Source organism: Actinoplanes lutulentus (assembly GCF_003259845.1).
Lineage (GTDB): Bacteria > Actinomycetota > Actinomycetes > Mycobacteriales > Micromonosporaceae > Actinoplanes > Actinoplanes lutulentus.
Window position 1 is genome coordinate 130,786 of sequence record NZ_QLMJ01000005.1, and the last position, 23,401, is coordinate 154,186.

Genomic DNA, 23,401 nt, shown 5'->3' on the forward strand with positions numbered 1-23,401 from the left:
CCCCACAGCTTAGTTCTGATCCTGCTTGATGAACTGCTTCGCGGCCGCGGCCAGCGCCTTGTGCAGCGCCGTGACGCTGCGGTGCTTGGTGGAGTACGCGCTCAGCGCGCTGTTCACCGCGTTCTGCCAGGCCTGGGAGCAGGCTGAGCCGTGCGCGCAGGACGGCACCGGAGTGGCCGTCTTCCAGTCCTCGACCGCGTCCAGCTGGTAACCCGAGAAGCCCTCGGTCGGCGTGTCGGTACGCGCCGGGATCGAGCCCTTGGCCACGTTGAACGCCTGCTGACCCGCGGCTGACGCGACAGTGCCGAGCCAGCACCGGGTGCCCTCCGGGTTGGGTGCGCCGGTGGAGAGCACGAACGAGTCGGCCAGCCACTGGAAGACCTTCCCGTTGCCGGGGAAGGTGAAGTGGTCGTACGCCTTGAAGCCCTTGGCCTCGAGGTCGGCTGCCTCCCAGTCACCCATCAGCTGGTAACCGGCCTTGCCGTCGATGAGCAGCCGTTCGGCGTCCGGCCAGTCCAGCGCGTCCCGGTCGGTGTTGCTGTAATCCACCAGCTTGTCGAAATCGTTGATCGCGGCGGAGACCGCTGTGCTGTTCCAGCTGGTCTCGCCGGTGAAGAGGCCGGAGAACTTGTCCGCGCCGAGCTTGGTGATCAGCACGGCTTCGAGCAGCATCAGCTGGGTCCAGTCGCGGCCCAGGGCGAGCGGCGACTCGATGCCCGACTTCCGGAGTTTCTCCAGGTCGCGCAGGAACGCGGGAAGCGTCGTCGGCGTGGTGTTGATGCCGGCATCGGAGAGGACCTGCGGGTTGGTCCAGACCACGTTGGCGCGGTGCACGTTCGCCGGTACCGAGTAGATCTCGCCGTTGACCGTGAGGTCGTCGACCAGGCCTTCGGGAAGGGCCTGGCGCAGTCCCCACGCGTCGTACTCGGTGGTCAGGTCCTGGACCTTGCCGGCGTCGATGAAGTCGGTCAGCTCCGCGCCGGCGTGCACCTGGAACGTGTCCGGCGGGTCGTTCTGCGCGAGGCGGGCGGTGAGCACCTGCTTCGCGTTGATGCCGGCGCCGCCCGCGACCACGCCGTCGGTGAACTGCTGCCCGGGGCACTCCGCGGTGAACCTGCTGACCAGCGCGTCCAGTCCGGCCTTCTCGCCGCCCTCGGCCCACCAGGTGAAGACCTCCACCTTTGCCGCGCCGGAGTCCTCGTCGCCGGAGCCGCACGCGGCCACCGTCGTCAGCAGGACGAGCCCGGCGAATGCCGCCAGAGCACGTCGCGTGTAGCGCATGGCCAACCCCCTCGTGGACAACTGGGAGTACCGTGCCGCTCAATTCGCAAATGTGTCAACTCGTGATCTATCGCCGCAGTAGTACGCAGAGTGACCATTTAGATCTTGACCTCGGGCGATGCGTTCCCCACCACTGGTTACCCTGCAGTAGAGATCACAACCGATGGTGAACAAGGTTGAGCCTTCGCGCTAATTCCTTCGGGGTACGTCAAACGGGCCATAGCTCACGGTCTATCCACTTCGTCACAATCAAGTCATGACGGCTCCAGGCGACCTTGTGATCCTCTTCGTCCTGCTCGCCGTGTTCGTGGCCTGTTGCGGTTACGCGGCCGGCCGGCTCCACCAGCGGCGCCAGCACGGCGCGGACCGCGCGGAGGCCTACCGCGACGGGTACGCGACGGGCACCAGCAGCGTGTTCAGCATGGCGGCACGAGCAGCGGGCCGGCGACGCGAGCGGGCCTCGGCACGAGCGGCGGTGCCGGTCCCGGAGAAAACGGCGCCAAAAATCGTACCCAAGAAGGATCCCGTACCCAAGAAGGAGCCGGAGGCGGAGAGCTTCCCTGCGCCGAAGGCGCAGCTGCCGCCCGGTTTGCCGGAGCCGGCGGCACCCGGTGGGGTGACCTACTCGACGCTGCCCGACCCGCAGTGGTCCGCTCCGGCGGAGCCGGTTCCGCCGCCGCGAGTCGCGAGGGAAGGCAAGCACACCGTGCCTGAGGAGCTGGTCCGGGCCGCGACCTATCGGCTGCCGCCGGACCGGGTGGCGCGTGCGAAGGTGGCTCAGCCGGGGGATGGCAAGCCGCCCGTTCCGCGTCCGCGGAACGCCGACAAGATCTGAATCAGGCCTTGGCGGCCTCGACCGCTTCGCGCAGGCCCCGGGTCGCGAGCTGGTCGGCGCGCTCGTTCTCCGGGTGCCCGGCGTGGCCTTTCACCCAGTGCCAGCGCACCTCGTGGCGGCGGACCGCCTCGTCCAGGCGTTGCCAGAGGTCGACGTTCTTGACGGGCTGACGGGCGGAGGTCTGCCAGCCGTTCGCCCGCCAGCGCGACACCCACTTCGTGATGCCGTCGCGCACGTAGACGCTGTCGGTGTAGACGTCGACGGTCAGCGGCGCCCGGTTGAGCGACTCCAGCGCGCGGATCGGGGCCATCAGCTCCATCCGGTTGTTGGTGGTCGTGGTCGCCTCGCCGCCGCACAGGTCTTTCTCGGCGCGTCCGTAACGCAGCACGGCGCCCCAGCCGCCCGGACCGGGGTTCGGCGCGCAGGCGCCGTCGGTGTAGATCTCCACGACCGTGCTCATGGTCAGTGAGAATAAGGGTGAGGCATGACATCCCGCGGGACTGCGGTGGTTCGTGCCTGTCGGCCTGAGCCGTATGGTTGCCGTGGGCGGCGATTCTCAAGGGAGCTCAATGGTGGGTGGCGACGTGGCCGCGGCGGTTGAATTAAGCGACGTCGTGGTGAGTTACGGCGAGAAGACGGCCGTCGGCGGAGTGTCACTCAGCATGCCCCGGGGACGGGTCCTGGCGCTGCTCGGCCACAACGGCGCGGGCAAGACCAGTCTGCTCCAGGTCTGCGAGGGTTTCCGGCGGCCGGACGCGGGCTCGGCCCGGGTGCTCGGCCTGGACCCGGTCGGCGACCACGACGAGCTCATGCCTCGGCTCGGCATCATGCTGCAGTCCGGTGGCGTCTACCCGTGGGCCGCGGCCGGCGAGATCCTCCGGCTGTTCGCGTCCTTCGCGGCGAACCCGCTGGACACCGGCATGCTGATGGACCGGCTCGGCCTGCGAAAGGTGGAGCGGACCCGGTTCCGCCGGCTCTCCGGCGGCGAGCAGCAGCGGCTCAGCCTCGCGGTGGCCCTGGTCGGCCGCCCCGAGCTGGTCTTCCTGGACGAGCCGACCGCCGGCATGGACACCGAGGCGCGGCACACCACCTGGCAGCTGATCGAGGAGTTGCGGGCCGACGGCGTGTCCGTCCTGCTCACCACGCACCTGCTGGACGAGGCGGAACGCCTCGCCGACGACGTCGTGATCATGAAATCCGGCAAGATCGCCGCGACCGGCACCCCGGCGTCCCTCACGGCCGCCGCCGGGATCGACCTGCTGGAGGTCCGCGCCGACCCGGGCCTTGATCTCCTGACCTTGCCGTTCCCGGCGAAGGAGGCTTCGCCGGGGGAGTACTCGATCACCGGGGCGCTGGACACCCGGGCCCTCGCCGACGTGCTCGGCTGGTTCGCCGCCACCGGCGCACACGTCACCGCGGTGAGCAGTCGCCGCCGGACGCTCGAAGACGTCTACCTTTCCCTGACCTCTGACCTGGTTGGAGCCTCGCAGTGAGCGCCGGAACGTTCTCGCCCGCTCCCGGCCGGGCGCCGATGCGCACCATCATCGGCAAGCAGATCCGGATGGAACTGCTGCTGACCGCCCGTCGCGGCGAGGCCGTCGTGCTGGCCATGGGCGTACCGCTGCTGGTCCTGCTCGGCGCCGGCCTCTTCGAGGTGACCAATCTGCCGACCGACGACCGGCTCGGCTTCGTGGTTCCCGGCGTCCTCGCGCTGACCGTGATGTCGACGGCCTTCACCGGCCAGGCGATCACCACCGGTTACGAGCGCAGTTACGGGGTGCTCAAGCGGCTCGGCGCGTCCCCGCTGACCCGGCCCGGCCTGCTGCTCGCCAAGACCGCCGCGGTGCTCGTCCAGATCGTCCTCCAGGTGCTGGTGCTCGGCGCGGTCGGTTTCGCGGTCGGCTGGCGGCCGCACGGCGACCAGTTGCTGCCGGCGATCGCGGTGACCGTGCTGGCCGCCGCCGGTTACAGCGGCCTGGCCCTGCTGCTGGCCAGCGTGCTCAAGCCGGAGACGACCACCGGCGCCGCGACGCTGATCTACGTTCTGATGCTCTCGGTCGGCGGCATCATGTTCGCCGCGCCGGACCTCGGCACGGCCGGCTGGTTCCTGCTCCCTCTCGCCGCGCACGCGGAGGCTTTGCGAGACACCCTTTTGTACGACACGTCGGTGCCGTTCGCGATCTGGCTGAGTCTCGGGACGTGGGCCGTGGTCTTCCTGACCGCTGCCGCGCGTAATTTCCGCTGGGAGTAAAGCCCTCGGCTGTCCATCGATCGGTTGACAACCGATGACGGCCGGGCGGTCGTCCCGGCTCCTTTTAAAAACAAGCAGGATCAATGGCATGGAAGCCATTGAGGTAACCGGACTACGCAAGACATACAAGAACCGGGAAGCGGTCGACGGCATCGACCTCGTGGTCGCCCGCGGCGAGATCTTCGCGTTGCTCGGCCCGAACGGCGCCGGCAAGACCACCACCGTGGAGATCCTCGAAGGACACCGGCGGCGGTCCGGCGGCGATGTGCGGGTTCTCGGCGAGGACCCGGGCAAGGCCGGCTCCGCCTGGCGTACCCGGGTCGGCATCGTCCTGCAGGACGCCGCCGACGCGGCCGACCTGACCGTTCGCGAGATGATCCGGCACGTCGGTGGCTTCTATCCCGAGCCGCGCTCCGCCGACGAGGTGATCGAGCTGGTCGGGCTCACCGCCAAGAGCAAGAGCAAGATCCGTACGCTCTCCGGAGGCCAGCGCCGCCGCGTCGACGTGGCGCTCGGCATCGTCGGCCGCCCCGAGCTGCTCTTCCTCGACGAGCCGACCACCGGGTTCGACCCGGAGGCGCGCCGCCAGTTCTGGGAGCTGATCCGCAAGCTTGCCGGTGACGGCACCACGATCGTGCTCACCACGCACTATCTGGACGAGGCCGAGGCGCTCGCCGACCGGCTCGCCGTGATGGCCGACGGCCGGATCGTCGCCGAGGGCACCCCGGCCACGCTGGGCGGCCGGTCCGGTGCTGCCGCGCGGGTCCGCTGGCGGACGGCGGACGGTGTGGCGCACGACGAGCGGCACGAGGACCCGACGGAGCTGATTCATCGCCTCGTCAACACCGGTGTGGACCTGACCACGCTGACGATCACCCGTCCGACGCTGGAAGACACGTACCTGAGCCTGATCGGGGAAGCACGATGAACACGAGCCTTAGCCGCGGCCACGTCGAACTTCTCCAGTTTTTTCGAGATAAAACGGCGCTGGTCTTCACCTTCGCCTTCCCGGCGATGCTGCTGCTCCTGTTCGGCACGATCTTCGGGGACCAGTACAACGACGCCGGCGTCAGTGCGAGCCGCGTCTTCACGGCCAGCATGATCGCGTACGGAGTTCTGAACACCGCGTTCGTCACGATGGGCGCCGGGCTGGCGATGGACCGGGAGGACGGGACACTCAAGCGCCTCCGGGGTACGCCTATGCCGGTTTCGGCGTACCTGGTGGGTAAGGCTCTTCTGGTTCTGGCTTTGAGCCTTGCCGAGACGGCGCTGTTGCTCCTGGTCGGTGTCCTGGTCTTCGACATGCCGCTGCCTGATGCGAGCCACTGGCTCACCTTCACCTGGATCTTCCTGCTGTCGGTGATCGCGTGTTCGCTGCTCGGCGTCGCGGTGAGCGCGCTGGTCCGCAACGCCCGCAACGCCGGCGCCATCCTCAACGTGCCGGTGGTCGCGCTCCAGTTCATCTCCGGCGTCTTCATCCAGCCGATGAGCCAGCTGCCGGACTGGCTGGTCAATGTGGCCTCGATCTTCCCGGTCCGGTGGATGGCGCAGGGCTTCCGGTACGTCTTCCTGCCCGAGTCGGCGAGCAGCCAGGAACTCGCCGGATCCTGGGAACTCGGCAAAGTGGCGTTGGTGCTCGGTGTGTGGTGTGTGGTCGGATTGGTGCTGTGCCTGATGACCTTCCGGTGGAGCGACAGCGACCGATGAGTCTGAGGTTGTGGGACGTCTACTTCCTGGTGGTCGCGGCCGCTGTGACGGCCGCGATCATCATCGTGGACGGCTTCTCGTTCGAGCTCCGGGCCGGATCGATCGCCGCCATCGCCACGATGGCGGCGCTGCACATCCTGGTGGGCCGCCCGCTGGTCCGGCGGGAAGCGGTGGGCACCGCCGCCCTGCTCGTCTGCCTGACCCATCTGCTGCTGTTCGGCATCGCGATCGCCTGCGTACCGCTCGCGACCTGGCTCATGTTCGCGGTCCTGCCGATCTTCTTCATGATGGTCACGCTGCGCCGGGCGATCGCCCTGGTCGTGGTCGCGAACGTGATCCCGGTTCTGCTGGAGCTCCACGCCGACCCCGGTGGCATCGGCATCGACCTGGTCATCGCGGCGATCTCCACCGCCTCCGGGGTCTGCATCGGCGTCTGGATCACCCGGATGATCGAGCAGAGCAACGAGCGTGCCGACCTGATCGCCGAGCTGGAGGCGAGCCGCGCCGAGCAAGAACGGCTCTCCCACACCGCCGGCGTCGCGGCCGAGCGCAACCGGCTGGCCGGCGAGATCCACGACACGCTCGCACAGGGCTTCACCAGCATCATCACCCTGGTTCAGGCCGCCGATCCGGGCCTCAAGGACGAGCGCCTTGCGCTCGCCGTGCGTACCGCACGGGAAAACCTGGCCGAGTCGCGCGCACTCATCGCGGCTCTCTCGCCCGCCGCGCTCGCTTCCGCTTCACTGCCTGAGGCGGTACGCCGACAGGCCGCCCGTTTCAGCGAAGAATCTTCCGTTCCGTCAACGGTACGAGTAGCCGGCGAACCCCGGCACCTGCCGACCCCGGTCGAGGTGGTCCTGCTGCGTGCCGTGCAGGAGGCGCTGACGAACGTGCGACGACATGCCGGAGCCGGTGAGGTGGCGGTGTTGCTCTCCTATGCGGCGTCGAGTGTGCGGCTGGTGGTCCGCGACGACGGATGCGGCTTCGACCCTGCTTCCTCGGAGGGCTTCGGGCTGGCCGGTATGCGCGCCCGAGCCGCTCAGGTCGGCGGCGCGGTCACCGTGCACGGCGCCGAGGGCACGACGATCGAAGTGGAGATTCCCGCGTGATCCGGATCCTGCTCGTCGACGACCACCCGGTGGTCCGGATGGGTCTGCGCGGCATGCTCGACGCCGAGGCCGACCTCACGGTGATCGGCGAGGCATCCTCCGGCTCGGCCGGGGTGACTCAGGCGCTCGCTCTCCAACCCGACATCGTGCTGATGGACCTGCGGATGCCGGACGGCGACGGGGTGGAGGCGACCGGCCGCATCCTCGCGGCCACGCCAGGGGTGAAGGTCATGGTCCTCACCACCTATGAATCGGACCGGGACATCCTGCGCGCAATCGAGGCCGGGGCCTCAGGCTATTTGTTGAAGGACGCGACGCCGGCCGAGCTGGCGGACGCGGTCCGGGCGGCGGCGCGCGGCGAGACGGTCCTCGCGCCCAGCGTGGCGTCGACGCTGGTGCGGCAGGTGCGCGCTCCGGCGCCGCCGGCACTCTCGGCGCGCGAGACCGAGGTGCTGCGGCAGGTGGCGGCCGGCCTGACCAACGCCGAGATCGGAAAGCGCCTGTTCATCTCCGAGGCGACAGTGAAGACGCACTTGCTGAGAGCCTTCAACAAGCTGGACGTGGCGGACCGGACAGCGGCCGTTACCACCGCCATGCGACACGGACTGCTTTAAACCGCTAAACCTGAAACTTCGTCATGAGCGGCTTTTGTGGCGATTAGATTACCGACTGCGTCCCCTGTTTCCGCAGATCACTGAGGTTCCCAGGCTTCGCGCTGCTCCACGCCCGAAATCCGGGCGGTTCCATGGAGAGACGGGGACGATCATGCGCGTACGTCCGAGTGTGCCTTTTCGCCTGTGGGCACCGGCCCGGTTCCGGACCCTGGTGTCGATCGTCGCGGCGTCCGCGGCCGGCCTGGTCCCGGCGGTAATGCTTCCGGCCCGTCCGGCGTACGCGGCCGCCGGCGAGATCATTATCGAGGCGGACATCGAGGACGCCGAGGCCGGCACGTTCGTCTTCGAGGTACGCAGGCTCGGCCCGACTACCGGCCTCGGGTCGGTCACGCTGACCTACGACACGGTGACCTCGCCGTCCAGCGACCTCGTCGGTGCGACACCGAACGTCGACTTCCACACGATCAGCGGCTCGACCACGTTCTCGGAGAGCGGCCGAGACTCGATCAAACGGCTCACCGTTACCGGCATCACCGACCCGAACGACGAGTACGACGAGCGGTTCGCTCTGCGCCTGTTCAACCCCAACGGCAGCCTGCTGACCGAGGCGTACGGAACGATGCTCGACGACGACGTGCCTCCGACGTACACCCTGGGTACACCGGTGACCGTGGGAGAGTCGGACGGCACCGCCTCGCTGACGGCGACACTGTCGGACTTCTCGGCAAAGGAAGTGCGGATCCCGTACGCCACTGCGGACGGCTCGGCCACCCCGGCCGACTACACGCCGGTCACGGACGTACTGGTGATCCCGCCGGAGAGCCCGACCGGCACGTTCACCGTGCCGATCCTGCCGGACGCCCGGGACGAGCTGAGCCCGGAGACCTTAACGGTCACCACCGGCACGCCGGTGAACGCGACCACCACCGCCAATACGGCGCAGGTGCGGATCACCGACGACGACGATCCGCCGGTGGTCGGAATAGGCGCGCCCCCGGACGCGGCCGAGGGCGATCCGCTCAAGTTCCCGGTGAGCCTGAGCGCGGCGTCGAACCTGCCGGTCACGGTCTCGGCCGCGACGAATGGGAACGGGGACGCGACAGCCGACGACGACTACACGCCTGTGGCTCCGACAACGATCACGTTCAGCCCGGGGGACGTCGCGAAGACCTTCGAGGTGCCGACCACCGGCGATCTAGATCCGGAGTCGCCCGAGACGGTGGGTGTGACGTTGTCCGGACCGTCCCAGGCCACCCTGGATCCGGCCGCGACGTCGGTGCTCGGCAACATCGTCGACAACGCCGTGACGGTGACTGCGGTCGGTACCCTCGACGAGAGCTCCCACACGCAGGCCTTCGACGTCACGCTGACGGCGGCCCCGGCCACCGCCATCGACATTGGCTGGGCGGCCTCGGCTGGCGCCGGAAGCGCGACCGACGGGAAGGACTTCGACGCCGACAGCGGAACGCTGACCTTCGAGCCGGGCGAGTCGACCAAACGGATCGGCGTGGACATCCGCGCCGACGAGGTCTACGAATTCGGCGGGGAGACCTTCGAGATCGCGCTGACGAACACCGACAACGCCCGGATCTCCGGTTTCACTTCGCCGACGACGTTCACCCTCCCGGACGACGACCCGGAACCCACTTTGGACGCCTTCACGAGCACCGGCCCTCAGGCCGAAGGCGACTCGGCCGGCGCGGTCACGTTCACCGCGACGCTGAGCAACCCGACCAACGTGCCGGTCACCCTGAACCTGGGGTCTACCGACGGCACCGCTACCTCGGTCAGCACCGGCGACCCGGGCGACGATGACTTCGCCGTACCGGCCACCCTCGTGATCGCGGCCGATGCCCTCAGCGGGACCCAGAACGTGACGGTCAACGGCGACGAGGTCTTCGAGAGTGACGAGAGCGCGGTCATCTCGGCGACCGTCGACTCCGACGCCACCCAGGTCGCGCAGGGATCCCGATCCGGGGCGCTGACGCTGATCAACGACGACGACATGCCGTCGGTTGCGCTCGCTCCGGTCGCCGGTGTCGAGGACATCCCATCGGCGCTGACCGCGACCGTCACCGGCGACGCGCAGGCCCCGCTGAACTACACCGCGGTCCTCGCCGGCGCCCCCGACGGCACCAGTGACCCCGCCGAGCCCACCGACTTCGCCACCGGCGGCATGTCGCTGATCGGTCCGCTGAATCCCGGCGATCACCTGATCGACCTCGGCTCGGTCGGCCTGACGACCGACACCATCGACGAGTACGCCGAGACGATCAGAGTCAGCCTCTCCCTTGGTGGTCAGACCCCGGCTGTCAACTACGTCACGATCGCTGACGACACCGACGACAAGGAACCGATCGTCTCGATCGGATCGCCGATCTCGGTGATCGAGGACGACGGCCCGGCCGAAGTACCGGTGACGCTGGACTTCGACCACGACAGCAACGACGCGGACAGGACCGAGAAGACGATCGAGGTCGCGTACGAGACCGGAACCGGTGCCGGGATGACGCCCGCGACGGCGGACGGCGACTACACCGCGGTCACCGACGGCACGCTGATCTTCGATCCGGCGACCGACTTGCTGGTCAAGAACATCGAGGTGGGTATCGCCGACGACGAGGACTACGAACTCGGCGAGACATTCGATGTAGACCTCACGGCAGCGCCCCTGGCGTACGCCTTCGCGCCCTCCTCCAGCATCGTGACTATCACGAATGACGATGATCCGCCGGGGTTCGAGGTCACGCCCTCGTCCGCGCAGCCGGTAGCCGAGGGCGGTACCGCCTCGTTCACCGTGACCCTCGACGCGCCGGCTGTGGCACCGGTCAACTTCACCCTGGTGACGACGCCGGTGGCGCCGATGACTGGCGCTGACTACACGACCCCGGCCGGCACGTTCCAGATCGGCGCGAACCAGCAGTCCGCGACGGTTACGGTGCAGACCGCGGTCGACACGGTCGACGAGCCGGACGAGGCTCTGACCGTCAGGTTCGCCCTCGACGGCGCGGAGACTGACGCCACCGGTGGCCCGATTGACCGTACGGTCACCATTACCGACGACGATCCGGTGCCCACGCTCGCGTTTGCTAACCCGTTCACCGGCACCGAGGGCGACACCGAGGAACTGGTCGCGACGGTGACCGGGTCGGCGCAGGCGCCGATCGGATACATCGCGACGGTCACCGGAGTCGGCGGGACAGCGGCCGCCGCCGGGATGACCAACCCGGTCCAGGCTGCCGACCTCGACGGATCCGGGCTGACGCTGACCGGCAACCTCACCTCTGGCGCTACCACGCTGGACCTCGGCGACCTCCTGCTGAAGAACGACACGATCGACGAGTACGACCAGACCGTGAAGATCACCGTCACCCTCGCCGGGCAGACTCCGGTGGAGACCACCGTGACGATCGCCGACGACGATGACGACCTGCCGCCAGAAGTGTCCGCCGACGCGTCGGTCGCGGTCGCGGAGAATCTCGGCCCGGCGGCGGTGCCAGTGACGCTGGACTTCGCCCAGGACGGCAACGACGCGGATTCGACCGAGAAGACGATCGTGGTCGGGTACGCCACGGCTGTGGGCACGGCGACGGCGGGCGCGGATTACACCGCGACGGCGAACGGCACGCTGAGCTTCGATCCGGCGACCGACTCGCTCACCAAGGACATCGAGATCGCGGTCACGAACGACGCGGACTACGAACTGGCCGAGACGTTCGGGGTGACGCTGACGTCGGCGCCGCTGGCAGACACCATCAGTCAGGCCGACAGCACTGTGACGATCACCAATGACGACACCGCACCGGGCTTCACGATCACACCGGCGTCGCCGGTCCCGGTGGCCGAGGGCGCCGCGGCCACACTCACCGTCACCCTGGCCGCCGACGCGGTGGCGCCGGTCGACTTCACGGTGGTTACGACCGACGGCACGACGATCGGCGCCGACTACACGACCCCGGCCGGCACCTTCCGGATCCCTGTGAACCAGCGGACCGCGACAGTGTCGCTGCAAACCTTCGCCGACCTGGTCGACGAGCCGGACGAGGACCTGACCGTCACGATCGCCCTGGACGGCGCGGAGACCGACGCCATCGGTGGCCCGGTGAACCGCACGATCAGCATCACCGACGACGACCCGGCGCCTACGCTCTCGTTCGCGGGCCCGATCACCGGCACCGAGGGAGACACGAAAGCGCTGGTCGCGACGGTCACCGGAACAGCGCAGTCGCCGATCGCCTTCACCGCGACGGTCACCGGGGTGGGCGGGACCGCGGCCGCCGCCGGGATGACCAACCCGGTCCAGGCCGGCGACATCGAGGGATCCGGGCTGACGCTGACTGGCAACCTTGCACCCGGCGCGTCCATGATCAACCTTGGTGGCCTGGTGCTCCGCGACGACCTGATCGACGAGGACGCCCAGACCGCCGAGGTCTCGATCACCCTGGCCGGTCAGAGCCCGGTCACGACCACCGTCACGATCACCGACAACGTGGACGACGCCGAACCGGCCGTGGTCGGCCCCGGCTCGCTCGCGGTCGCCGAAACCAATCCCGCGACGCTGCCGGTCACCCTTGCCTTCGCCGGCGCGACCACCTCCACCGAGAAGGAGGTGACGGTCCGGTACGCGACCACGGCCGGCACGGCCACCGCCGCCGACTTCACCGGCGCGACCGACCAGCTGCTGACCTTCACGCCCGGAAACGGCACCGCGAACATCAGCATCCCGGTCGTCGCGGACACCCTGCACGAGAACAACGAGCAGTTCGCCCTGACCCTCTCCGGCCAGAACGCCGCCGCCTCTGCGATCACCACGCCGCAGTCGACGATCACCATCACCGACGACGACAGCACCGTCCCGGAGTTCACGCTCTCGGCGGAGAGCCCGGTCGTCGAGGGCGGCACCGCCACCTACACAGTCGAGCTCGGCTCGGCGGCCGCCGAGGACATCGACTTCGACGTCACCCTGACCGGTAGCGGCGCGGCCGCCACCACCGACGGCGGCTCGGACCCCGGCAAGGACGACTTCGGTACGGTCGCCGCGACCGCAACCGTGCTGAAGGACGCGACCACTGCGACGATCAGCATCCCGGCCACGGGCGACAACGTTTACGAGGGCGCCGAGACCGCCACGCTGTCGGTCGAGCCGGCGTCGACCGAGGACGACGTGGCGGACCTGACGCGTACGCGGGCCGTCACGATCAACGACGCCGACCCGGTGCCGACCGTGGCCCTCAACGTGGCGAACGGCGACTTCTACGCGGTTGCCGAGGCCGGGCACTTCTACGTGACCGCGACGACGACCGGTGTCGCCGAGCGGAACATGGACTACTCGATCTCGGTCGACGGGTACGGCCTGAACGGGGAGAACCCGGCCGAGCCCGCCGACTACCAGGTCGAGGACGCGACCGACACGATTCCCGGCGGCAGCGCCTCCGGCACCTCGTGGACCGTCGGGCACGTCCGGTTCCTCGCCGACACCGTCGACGAGGCGACCGAGACGATCACGGTGACCGCGCACAACGACACCTCGGCCACGGCGGACGTCAGCACCCACTACAAGATCACCGACGACGTCAACGACCGGCCGCCGACACCCTCGCTAGGCCCGGTGACGATCGCCGAGGGCGCCGGACCGGCGTCCGTCCCGGTGACCCTCAGCTACGCCGACAACCAGGCCCTCTCGACCGAGCAGGACCTCACCCTCAGCTACGAGGTGCTGGCCGGAAGCGCCGCCGCCAACGACTTCGGCACCCCTACCAGCACCAACCCGCTGATCATCACGGCCGGCTCGCCGTCCGGCGCGATCGTCGTACCGATCACCGACGACCTGCGGTACGAGCAGAACGAGACGTTCCAGGTCCACGCCACCGAGGTCGGTCCCCTGGGAGCGGCGCTCGGCACCGACACCGCCACGGTCACCATCACCGACAACGACCAGAACTACCCCCGGCCGTCGTTCACGGTCGGTTCGGCGTTCGCCTCGGAGAGCTCGACCGGCGCCACCTTCACGGTGACCCTGTCCGGGGTGGCCCAGGACGACGTCGACTTCACCGTGTCGATGGCGGACGGCTCGGCCACCGGCAGTGGCACCGGCCCGGGCGGTGACGACTTCGACGACCCGTCCGGGACGCTGCGGATCGCTCAGGGAAGCCTGACCGGCTCGATCTCCGTACCCTTGCGCTCGGACACCGTCCATGAGGGTGACGAGACCGCTCAGCTGACTGTCGCGCTCGCCGCAGGCGAGCAGGACGCGACCGGCAGCGCCCAGCAGGGCACGCTCGGGATCGCCGACGACGACGCGCGGCCCACCATCGCGCTGAAACCGGGCAGCGGCGCCGAGGGGGAGCGGGTGTCGATCACCGGCGTGGTCACCGGAACGGGGCAGAGGAGCCTTGGCTTCGGCACGCTGTCCGGCACCGGCGCGGGGGACGCCGCCGCCGGAGCGGCCGACTACCAGCTCCCCACGTCCTCGGTCTACGTCTCCGGTGGCACGTCCAGCGGCAGCACCGTCGACCTCGGGTCGATCGCTCTCGCCTCGGACACCGTCGACGAGAACACCGAGAGCGTCGTCGTCAGCCTCGGCGGTCAGACCGCGACCTATCGGATCACCGACGACCCCGACGACACGCCGCCGACCATCACGATCTCCGACGAGGACACCCGGGAGAGCTCCGCCTCGGTCGACCTCACGGTCTCCCTCGGCTTCGCCGGCAGCACCACGGCCACCGAGCGCCGCATCACGGTCCCATGGCGTACGGTCGCCGGCACCGCTGAAGCCGGCTCGGACTTCACCACCTCATCGGGCACGGTGTCGTTCGCGCCGCCGGACACCCGGTCGATCGTGTCGATCCCGCTGCTGCACGACAACCTCAAGGAATCGGACCAGACCTTCACCGTACGGTTCGGGACGCCCTCACCCAGTGACGTGAAGACGGCCAAGGCCGAGGGAACCGTCACGATCGCCGACGACGACAAGGCGAAGACGCCGACGCTGACCGTCCCGTTCACTGTCGTCAACGGCTCGGTCCGGATGACGCTCAGCGGCACGGCCGGCGCCGGGTCGGCGGTCGAGCTGCTCGGCGCGCCCGGCCTCACCGGCAACACGTGGCGGGTGATCAGCACGACCGAGGCGGACACGGACGGCGCCTACAGCTTCCGGCCCAACTTCACCCAGGGCTACCGCCTCGCGGTACGCGCGGACGACCTGGTCTCGGCGACCCGGATCGTCCAGATCGCCCAGCAGCCGGTCCTGGCGGCCACCTCCACGGCGAAGGGCGTCGTGAGCCTGACCGTGACCGGTGACCCGGACAAGGCCGGCCAGGCGGTGACCGTGCAACGCCTGAACAGCGGCGACTGGGATCCGGTCGCCACCGGCAAGCTGAACGCCGACGGCACCTTCACGGCCACCCAGCGCTCGCTGCGGTCCGGTACCTCGTACAGCTACCGCGCGGTGATCGCCGCGACCGCGAGCCTAGGCATCCTGGCCGGCACCTCACCGGCCCGATCGGTCCGCGTTCGCTGATCGGCCGGCCTCCATCCCGAACGATGGTTTCTCGGTAGATAGATCCGTATTTAGACCGAAAAAAGCATTCCGCCGGTAACGGACGGATACGCGAGTTAGATTACGGATGGCGCGGCGTCATGCCGGACCAATAGTTCCGGTGTTTCCGCTGCTCAACCCGTATAAGACGGGTGCACGACGAAGCGCCCCCTCAGGCGCGGTACCCGAACAGGCAAACCCGTTGTAAGGCGGGGACGCAAAGCCAGGGGCCTCCCCGGACGGAGGTAGCCCAGCCGCCGAAGGAGAAAGAAACACATGCGCTATCAAGAAGCCCATGCGGCCAGGAGCGGCTCGGTTCCGTTCACGCTGTATGGCAAGAAGACCCTGCAACGGGTCCTGTCCACGGCTGTGGCCGGTGTTATCGGCCTGGCACCCGCAGTTCTCATCTCGTCGCCCGCTCTGGCGGCGAATGCGGTTGCCGACGACGTTACTTTCACCACCACACCCGTGGTTGTCACCGAAGGCGGTGTCGCAGCCCTCGAGCTGACGTGGGTCGGGACAACGACCGGTGCCACGCCGGAAGCGGACCTGACCTGGAAGACCGAAACCTCGGGCACTGCCACAGCGGGATCGGATTACACAGCCGTCAGCAGCACGCTCATCACCTTCGATGGCAATAAGAAGGCCACTCTGAGCGTCACCACACTGCTGGACAGTCTCGATGAGGCCTCACCCGAGACCATCAACGTGAGTGTGTATGACCCATCGGGATCGACTTCTGTTCCGATCAAGACGGCCGTCATCAACATCACTGATGACGACCCCGAGCCGAGCTACACGTTCACCGCGAACCGCACCAGCGTTCCTGAGGACGGCGGCACGGTGCGGGTCACTGCTCGGTTGTTGACCGCGTCGGGTCGCACGATCAACATTCCGTACTCGACGGAGGATGGCACCGCCAAGGCGGGGCAGGACTACGTAGCCACTTCCGGAACGTTGACCTTCGCCCCGACCGAAACCGAGAAGTACTTCGACGTCACGATCACGGATGACGCCCTTTATGAGGGCACTACCCCGCAAACGTTCGTTGTCAAGGCCGGCTCGGCTGATGGTGTGGCCGCCACCGCGACCCCGATCACGATCAGCATCGTCGACAACGAAACCACTCCGAAGGTGGGCGTCGTCGCTGCCTCGCCCACGGCGGTTGCCGAGGGCCAGTCGCTGAGCTACCCGCTCACGCTGATCCCTGGATCGGAGACGGCGGTCACGGTCAAATACGGCACCACTGACACGCCGACGCCGCTGCCGAGTCACGGTCCGGCCACTTCAGGCTTGGACTACACCGCGGTCACTCCGCCGCAGACGGTTACCTTCTCGCCGGGTGTCACGGCAGGCCCGACTGCGCAGGTGATCACGAAGAACGACATCCTCGACGAGCTTCCCGAGGACGTCACGGTCGCGCTGAGCGAGCCGTCGGGCGCGGTCATCGACCCGACGAAGGCGAGCGCGATCGGCACCATCACCGACCAGGTCGTGTCCCTGCCGGTCGTCAGCCTCACTGATGCCTCCAAGACCATCGCGGTCGAGGGGAACAGCGGCACCAAGAAGCACACGGTTACCGTTCAGCTCAGCCAGGCATCGGGGCAGGAGCAGAAGTTCACCTGGGCGGCGGCCAACTCGGGAAGCGTGTCTGCCGAGTCCGGCAAGGACTTCGTGGCTGGCAGCGGGGCCCTGACCTTCGCTCCGGGTGACACCACGAAGACCTTCGACGTCGAGATCATCGGCGATCTGATCGACGAGGGTGACAGCGAAAGCTTCACGATCACCTTGGCGAGGACCGCTGGCACTGCGACCGGAGCCGGGGCAAACACCATCGTCATCACGGATGATGACGCGAAGCCGACGATCAGCCTGGAGCAGACCGACCTGAAGATGCCTGAAGGCAACGGCTACTCTGCCGCGCTTCTTCAGGTCAATCTTTCGAACCCGAGTGCGCAGGGCGTCAGCTGGACGACCGCCCTTGCCACCGACCCGGGTACTGCCACGGACGGTGCCACCCTGACGGGCGGGCAGACCGTCGGCGCCGATGATTACGACATCATCTCGGTGGTCTCGCCTACGGCCCAAACCATCGCGGCCGGCCAGACTTCCGGTTATGTCCTGGTACTGGTCAAGGGCGACACTGTCTTCGAAGGCGATGAGACCATTCGACTGACTGCTGCCCTCAATACGGGGGAGACCGACGCCACGGGCGGTCCGCTCTCCGGCACGATCACCCTGACCAACGACGATCTCGCCCCGGCGCTCGTCGTCGACTCGGCGAACGCGGTCGAGGGTGACGCTCTCGCTCTCACCGGCACGACGCTGGGATGGTCGCAGAGTGCCACCCTGCTCAACGTGACCCTGGCCGGGGAGAAGCACGGCACCACCGCCGCTGCTTCGAACAACGACTTCTCGCCGAACGTGTTCTCGGTCAACATCCCGGCCGGCACGGACACCGACAAGAAGGTGCCGATCGGTACGGTCAACATCGTCAACGACCCGACCGAGGAGCCCGCTGAGGCGATCAAGGTCTCGGGTTCTGGCTTCGGTGGGACCGGCACGGTCAAGGACGGCTGGATTGTCATCGCTGCCAGCGACGGCGCTTCCGAGCCGACCGACCCGGAGGAGCCGGGTGAAGAGGAGCCGGGCAAGCCGACCATCGCGACCGGGAGCACCACGCTCACCGGCACCGGGACCGTCACGGTCACCGGCAAGGTCGCCAAGGGTGCGGACGTCGAGTTCTACGGCCGTCCGTTCGGCACCGAGGAATGGCTGAAGATCAAGACGGCCAAGGCTGACGCCGAGGGTCACTACTCGTTCGCTCGCTGGATCGGGACCGGTTACCAGTTCCGCACCATGAGCAGCGAACTCTGGTCGGACATCCTCACCGTCCGGGTCAAGCAGAACCCGGTGCTCACGGTGACCTCGCCGAGCAAGGGCAAGCTGTGGGTCGGCGTCGCCGCCAACCCGAAGGACGCCGGTCAGGCCGTTCTGGTCCAGAGCTGGGTCAGTGGCGCCTGGAAGACCGTCTACAAGGGCACGACCAACGCCAGCGGGGCGTACTCGATCACGTCCTCGATCGCTTCGGGCAAGAGCCTGACGCTGCGGGCGTTCGTCGAGGGTGACACGTCCGAGGGCCTGCTGGGCAACTGGACCACCTCGAAGAAGATCACCATCAAGTAATCGCACTGAGCATCAAAGCGGGGGCGGCCATTCGGCCGCCCCCGCTTCGCGTATCCACAGCAGCCCCGTGAGGGAACCGCACCCCAAGACCGCGGGGGCCGGGCGGAGACCGGACCCGACCACTGGCAAGCCGTGCCGGCGGGCAAGCCGAGCCGTAGCTCAGATACGTCATCCGGGTTCCAGAACAGTCCTGGACTACGGCTCAGGCAGGCGAGCCGTAGTCCAGACATGTCATTCGAGTCCGATGACCTATCTGAGCTACGGCTCGCCTGCGGCAAGCTCGCCACCGAGCAGCGATGCCGGCGAATCCGGAGCCGGCTTGTGCTCACGGTCGTCCGCAGGCCGAAAACACGACCGCAAGCGCCAGCCGGACGCAGGCGGCTGTACGCCACGGCTGCCGGCTGTCACGTACGGCGACCGTGGCGTACAGCCGACCTTGGGACTCGCGGCCACGGCGAGCGGGGCGTCAGTCGACCTCGACCACTGCCTGGGCGAACTGTGCCGAATAAAGCCTCGCGTACGCCCCATCCGCCGCGATCAGGTCGTCATGAGTGCCCTGTTCGACGATGCTGCCGTTCTCCATCACCAGGATCACGTCGGCGTCGCGGATCGTGGACAACCGGTGGGCGATCACAAAACTGGTCCGGCCGGTGCGCAGGGTGCTCATGGCCCGCTGGATCAGCACCTCGGTACGCGTATCGACCGAGCTGGTGGCCTCGTCGAGGATCAGGATGCTCGGCTCGGCCAGGAACGCCCGGGCGATCGTGATGAGCTGCTTCTGCCCGGCGCTGATGTTCGAGCCCTCTTCGTCGATCTTCGTGTCGTAGCCCTCCGGGAGCATCCGCACGAAACCGTCGACGTGGGCGGCCTCGGCGGCCTCGACGACAGCGGTCATGTCACGGTCGCCGGAGTCCGCGGAGGCGCCGTATGCCAGGTTGTCCGCGATGGTGCCGCCGAACAGCCAGGTGTCCTGCAGGACCATGCCGATCTGCTCGCGCAGCTGCTCGCGGGGCATCGTGGCGATGTCCACGCCGTCCAGCGTGATCCGCCCGCCGGTCACGTCGTAGAACCGCATCAGCAGGTTGACCAGGGTGGTCTTGCCGGCGCCGGTGGGTCCGACGATCGCGACGGTCTGGCCGGGCTCGACGACCAGCGACAGGTTCTCGATGAGCGGCTTGTCCGGCAGGTACCGGAACGAGACGTCCTCGAACGTGATCCGCCCCTGGATGCGGGGCATCTCGACGGGCGCCGGGTCCGGGCTCTGCTCGGGCGCGTCGAGCAGGGCGAAGACCCGCTCGGCCGAGGCCACGCCGGACTGCACCAGGTTCGCCATGCTGGCGACCTGGGTGAGCGGCTGGCTGAACTGCCGGGAGTACTGGATGAACGCCTGCACCTCGCCGAGCGACAGGGTGCCGGACGCCACCCGCAGGCCGCCGACGACCGCGACGAGCACGTAGTTGACGTTCGAGATGAACATCATCGCGGGCTGGATCAGCCCGGAGACGAACTGGGCGCGGAAGCTGGACGCGTACAGCTTGTCGTTGTGCTCGCGGAACGTGTCGGCCGCCTCGTGCTGCCGGCCGAAGACCTTGACCAGCGTGTGGCCGGTGAACATCTCCTCGATGTGCCCGTTGAGCTGGCCGGTCACCTTCCACTGGGCGACGAACTGCGGCTGGGACCGCTTGCCGATCGCGGTGGTCAGCCAGATCGACAACGGCACCGTCACCAGCGCGATGAGCGCCAGCAAAGGCGAGATCCAGAACATCACCCCGAGTACGCCGATGATCATCAGCAGTGCCGTGACCAGCTGAGCGAACGTCTGCTGGAGCGTCTGCGCGATGTTGTCGGTGTCGTTGGTGGCCCGGCTGAGCACCTCGCCGCGCGCCTGCTTGTCGAAGTAGGAGAGCGGCAGCCGGGACAGCTTGACCTCGACCTGCTGACGGAGGTCGTAGACGGCCGTCTGCACGACCCGGGCGGTGAGCCGGCCCTGCAGGACGCCGAACACCCAGGCGAACAGGTAGATCGCCGCCACCCAGACGAGGACGTGCCACAGCTTGGTGAAGTCGATGCCCTGACCGGGCACCGCGCCGGAGCCGGCGAGCACGTCGGCGATGCCGTCGTCGCCGCGGGCGCGGAGCCCGGCGATCGCCTCGGCCTTGGAGGTGCCGGCCGGGAACATCCGGCCGATCACGCCATTGAAGATCACGTCGGTGGCCTTGCCGAGCAGGTACGGCCCGATCACCGAGAGGGTCACGCTGGCGACGCCGAAGGCCATCACCGCGGCGACCAGGGCGCGCTGCGGTTTCAGCAGGCCGAGCAGGCGCTTTGTCGAGCCCTTGAAGTCCTGGAGTTTCTCCGGCGGTCCGCCTGCCATCATCATCCGGGCGGCCGGCGGGCCACCCATGGGCCGCGGCTGCGGCCGGTTCTCGGTGCTCATCGAGTTACCGCTTCCTCTGCCGTGAGCTGCGAAAGAACGATCTCGCGGTACGTCGGGTTGGACTCCATGAGGTCGTCGTGCGTGCCGGTGCCGACCACCTTGCCGTCGTCCAGCACGATGATCCGGTCGGCCTCGCGGATCGTGCTGACCCGCTGGGCCACGATCACCACGGTCGCCTGGTTCCCCTCGTCGGCGGTCAGGTACTCGGTCAGAGCGGACCGCAGCGCCGCGTCGGTGGCGTAGTCGAGCGCCGAGAACGAGTCGTCGAACAGGTAGATCTCCGGCCGGTGCACCAGCGTCCGGGCGATGGCGAGCCGCTGCCGCTGACCGCCGGAGACGTTCGTGCCGCCCTGTGCGATCGGGGCGTCGAGCTGCCCGTCCATCCGCTCGACGAAGTCCTTGGCCTGGGCGATCTCCAAGGCTTTCCAGAGGTCCTCGTCGGTGGCGTCCGGGTTGCCGTACCGCAGGTTGGAGGCGACGGTTCCGGTGAACAGGTAGGGCCGTTGCGGCACCAGGCCGACCGTGCGGGAAAGCAGGTCCGGGTCCAGTTCGCGGACGTCGACGCCGTCGACCAGTACCGTGCCACCGGTCGCGTCGAAGAGCCTGGGGACGAGGTTGAGCAGGGTCGTCTTGCCACTGCCGGTGCTTCCGATGATCGCTGTCACCTCACCGGGGTGCGCTTTGAGGCGTACCCCGGAAAGGACCGCGGCCTCGGCGCCCGGATAGCGGAAGTCGACGTCGGCGAGCTCGAGCTCGCCGTGGCGAGCGAGCGAAGTGATCGGCGCCGCAGGCGGCGTCACGCTGCTGTCGGTGTCCGTCACTTCCTTGATGCGCTCGGCGCAGACCTCGGCGCGCGGGATCATCATGAACATGAAGGTCGCCATCATGATCGACATGAGGATCTGCATGAGGTAGCTGATGAACGCGGTCAGCTCGCCGACCTGCATGCCGCCCGAGTCGATCCGGTGGCCGCCGAACCAGACCACCGCGACGCTGGAGATGTTCACGATCAGCATCACGGTCGGGAACATCAGTGCCATGATCCGGCCGACCCGCAGCGAGACGTCGGTCAGATCGTCGTTGGCGACGCCGTATCGCTGCTGCTCGTGCTCGTCGCGGACGAACGCCCGGATCACCCGGATTCCGGTGATCTGCTCGCGCATCACCTGGTTGACCCGGTCGAGGCGCACCTGCATGAGGCGGAACAGCGGCCGCATCCGCGAGATGATCAGGCCGACCACGATGATCAGCAGCGGCACGATGATCAGCAGCAGCGAGGAGAGCGGCACGTCCTCGCGCAGCGCCAGCACGATGCCGCCGACGCACATGATCGGCGCCGACACCATGAGCGTGAAGGTGAGCAGCACCAGCATCTGGATCTGCTGGACGTCGTTGGTGGTCCGGGTGATCAGCGACGGGGCGCCGAACTGCCCGACCTCGCGAGCCGAGAACGTCTGGACCCGATCGAAGATCGAGGCGCGCAGGTCACGCCCGACGGCCATCGCGGTACGCGCACCGAAGTAAACAGCCACGGACTGAGCGGCGATCTGGAGCACCGTGATGCCCAGCATGCCGCCGCCGACCCGCAGCACGTAGTCGGTGTCGCCCAGGACGACACCCTTGTCGATGATGTCGGCGTTGAGCGCCGGCAGGTAGAGCGTCGCCAGCGTCTGCAGGAACTGGAACGCCACCACGAGGGCGATCGCAGTCCGGTAAGGACGCAGGTGGACGCGAAGTAGTTTGATCAGCACGTCGTCCGATCCCCCCGCTTGTCGTCTTTGATCAGGATTCCGTCCAGAAGCAGCGTCGCCAGATCGGTGCCGCGGAACTCCTCCGGGTCACCGAACGGGCCGAACGCGTTCGCCCCGCAGTGCAGCAGGAGCAGCCGGCCCGCCTGGTCCGGCGGGATGCGCAGCAGGCTCACGTCCGCCTCGAAGATCTCGACGACCGCCTCGTGCATCTGCCGCCGGGAGTCCACGATGCGCTGCTGCGCGTCCGCGTCCGGAGCTGTCTCGAAGAACAGCCGGCGTGCCGCGTGCATGAGGTGGGCGCCGTCGATGAACCGGTTGTGCACGATCTCGGCGGCCTCGGCGACCCGCTGCCGCAGGCCGGCGCCGCGATCGATCGCGGCCAGCGCGTCCAGCGTCGGCTGCGGATCGAGCGCCTTGACCAGCGAGCAGACCACGAGCTGGCTCTTGCTCTCGAAGACGCCGAAGATCGTGCCCTCGGCGACGCCGGCGGCGCTCGCGATCTGGCGGGTGCTCACGTCGGTGCCGTGCGCGTGCAGCAACGGGATGGTCGCCGCGATGAGAGCCTCGCGGCGTTCCTCCGGTGCCATGGCAGGCACCCGCCTGCGCCTGTTTTCCATGTCGGCCACTCTAATGAGCGAGTACTCACTCAGCCACTGACTTTTGTCATGGGGGTGCCCGTCGAACCGGATC

General features: G+C 68.1%; 14 protein-coding genes and 1 riboswitch. Of the genes, 9 read left to right on the forward strand and 5 right to left on the reverse strand.

The genetic code is table 11. The annotated features are described in order from the left end of the window. Positions 1-9: 9 nt before the first annotated feature. Positions 10-1,281, reverse strand: coding sequence for an ABC transporter substrate-binding protein (locus tag B0I29_RS13470; protein ID WP_111649292.1), 1,272 nt, complete (start codon positions 1,279-1,281; stop codon positions 10-12). Positions 1,282-1,537: 256 nt separating this feature from the next. Between B0I29_RS13470 and B0I29_RS13475 the strand changes: the two genes are divergently transcribed. Beyond that, entirely contained in the window at positions 1,538-2,116 is a 579-nt protein-coding gene (locus B0I29_RS13475; protein ID WP_146616784.1) for a hypothetical protein, read from the forward strand. A gap of 1 nt (position 2,117) precedes the next feature. Here the strand turns inward: B0I29_RS13475 and rnhA are convergent, their stop codons facing one another. Continuing rightward, the gene (gene rnhA, locus B0I29_RS13480; protein WP_111649294.1) at positions 2,118-2,576 is read right to left on the reverse strand and encodes a ribonuclease HI; all 459 of its coding nucleotides are present in this window, start codon (positions 2,574-2,576) and stop codon (positions 2,118-2,120) included. 124 nt (positions 2,577-2,700) lie between these two features. Between rnhA and B0I29_RS13485 the strand changes: the two genes are divergently transcribed. The 8 genes from B0I29_RS13485 to B0I29_RS13520 all read left to right on the forward strand — a co-directional run bounded on the left by B0I29_RS13485 (position 2,701) and on the right by B0I29_RS13520 (position 18,523). Beyond that, complete coding sequence (locus B0I29_RS13485; protein ID WP_245972500.1) at positions 2,701-3,609, forward strand: ABC transporter ATP-binding protein; 909 nt, start codon at positions 2,701-2,703, stop codon at positions 3,607-3,609. Continuing rightward, positions 3,606-4,367 (forward strand): ABC transporter permease, encoded by a 762-nt coding sequence (locus tag B0I29_RS13490; protein WP_245972501.1) that lies wholly within the window; start codon positions 3,606-3,608, stop codon positions 4,365-4,367. Before B0I29_RS13485 ends, B0I29_RS13490 begins: the two co-directional genes overlap by 4 nt. Before the next feature lie 88 nt (positions 4,368-4,455). After that, positions 4,456-5,295: an ABC transporter ATP-binding protein gene (locus tag B0I29_RS13495; protein WP_111649297.1), complete on the forward strand. Its 840-nt coding sequence runs from the start codon at positions 4,456-4,458 to the stop codon at positions 5,293-5,295. Next, positions 5,292-6,074, forward strand: coding sequence for an ABC transporter permease (locus B0I29_RS13500; RefSeq protein ID WP_111649298.1), 783 nt, complete (start codon positions 5,292-5,294; stop codon positions 6,072-6,074). Before B0I29_RS13495 ends, B0I29_RS13500 begins: the two co-directional genes overlap by 4 nt. Next, complete coding sequence (locus B0I29_RS13505; protein ID WP_181557794.1) at positions 6,071-7,183, forward strand: sensor histidine kinase; 1,113 nt, start codon at positions 6,071-6,073, stop codon at positions 7,181-7,183. The genes B0I29_RS13500 and B0I29_RS13505 overlap by 4 nt, the downstream gene beginning before the upstream one ends. Further along, positions 7,180-7,797: a response regulator gene (locus B0I29_RS13510; protein WP_111649299.1), complete on the forward strand. Its 618-nt coding sequence runs from the start codon at positions 7,180-7,182 to the stop codon at positions 7,795-7,797. Before B0I29_RS13505 ends, B0I29_RS13510 begins: the two co-directional genes overlap by 4 nt. A 151-nt stretch (positions 7,798-7,948) precedes the next feature. After that, positions 7,949-15,319, forward strand: coding sequence for a Calx-beta domain-containing protein (locus B0I29_RS13515; RefSeq protein WP_111649300.1), 7,371 nt, complete (start codon positions 7,949-7,951; stop codon positions 15,317-15,319). Between the two features lie 200 nt (positions 15,320-15,519). Further along, positions 15,520-15,599, forward strand: a riboswitch (cyclic di-GMP riboswitch). A gap of 14 nt (positions 15,600-15,613) precedes the next feature. After that, positions 15,614-18,523 carry a Calx-beta domain-containing protein gene (locus B0I29_RS13520; RefSeq protein WP_111649301.1) on the forward strand — a complete coding sequence of 970 codons (2,910 nt, stop codon included), beginning with the start codon at positions 15,614-15,616 and terminating at the stop codon, positions 18,521-18,523. A gap of 466 nt (positions 18,524-18,989) precedes the next feature. On the opposite strand, the gene B0I29_RS13525 is transcribed toward B0I29_RS13520, so the two are convergent. Genes B0I29_RS13525 through B0I29_RS13535 form a run of 3 tightly spaced genes read right to left on the reverse strand, consistent with a single transcriptional unit; the run spans position 18,990 to position 23,298 of the window. After that, complete coding sequence (locus B0I29_RS13525; protein WP_111649302.1) at positions 18,990-20,960, reverse strand: ABC transporter ATP-binding protein; 1,971 nt, start codon at positions 20,958-20,960, stop codon at positions 18,990-18,992. Further along, positions 20,957-22,711, reverse strand: coding sequence for an ABC transporter ATP-binding protein (locus tag B0I29_RS13530; protein WP_111649303.1), 1,755 nt, complete (start codon positions 22,709-22,711; stop codon positions 20,957-20,959). Before B0I29_RS13530 ends, B0I29_RS13525 begins: the two co-directional genes overlap by 4 nt. Continuing rightward, positions 22,705-23,298, reverse strand: coding sequence for a TetR/AcrR family transcriptional regulator (locus B0I29_RS13535; protein WP_245972502.1), 594 nt, complete (start codon positions 23,296-23,298; stop codon positions 22,705-22,707). Before B0I29_RS13535 ends, B0I29_RS13530 begins: the two co-directional genes overlap by 7 nt. Positions 23,299-23,401: the final 103 nt, after the last annotated feature.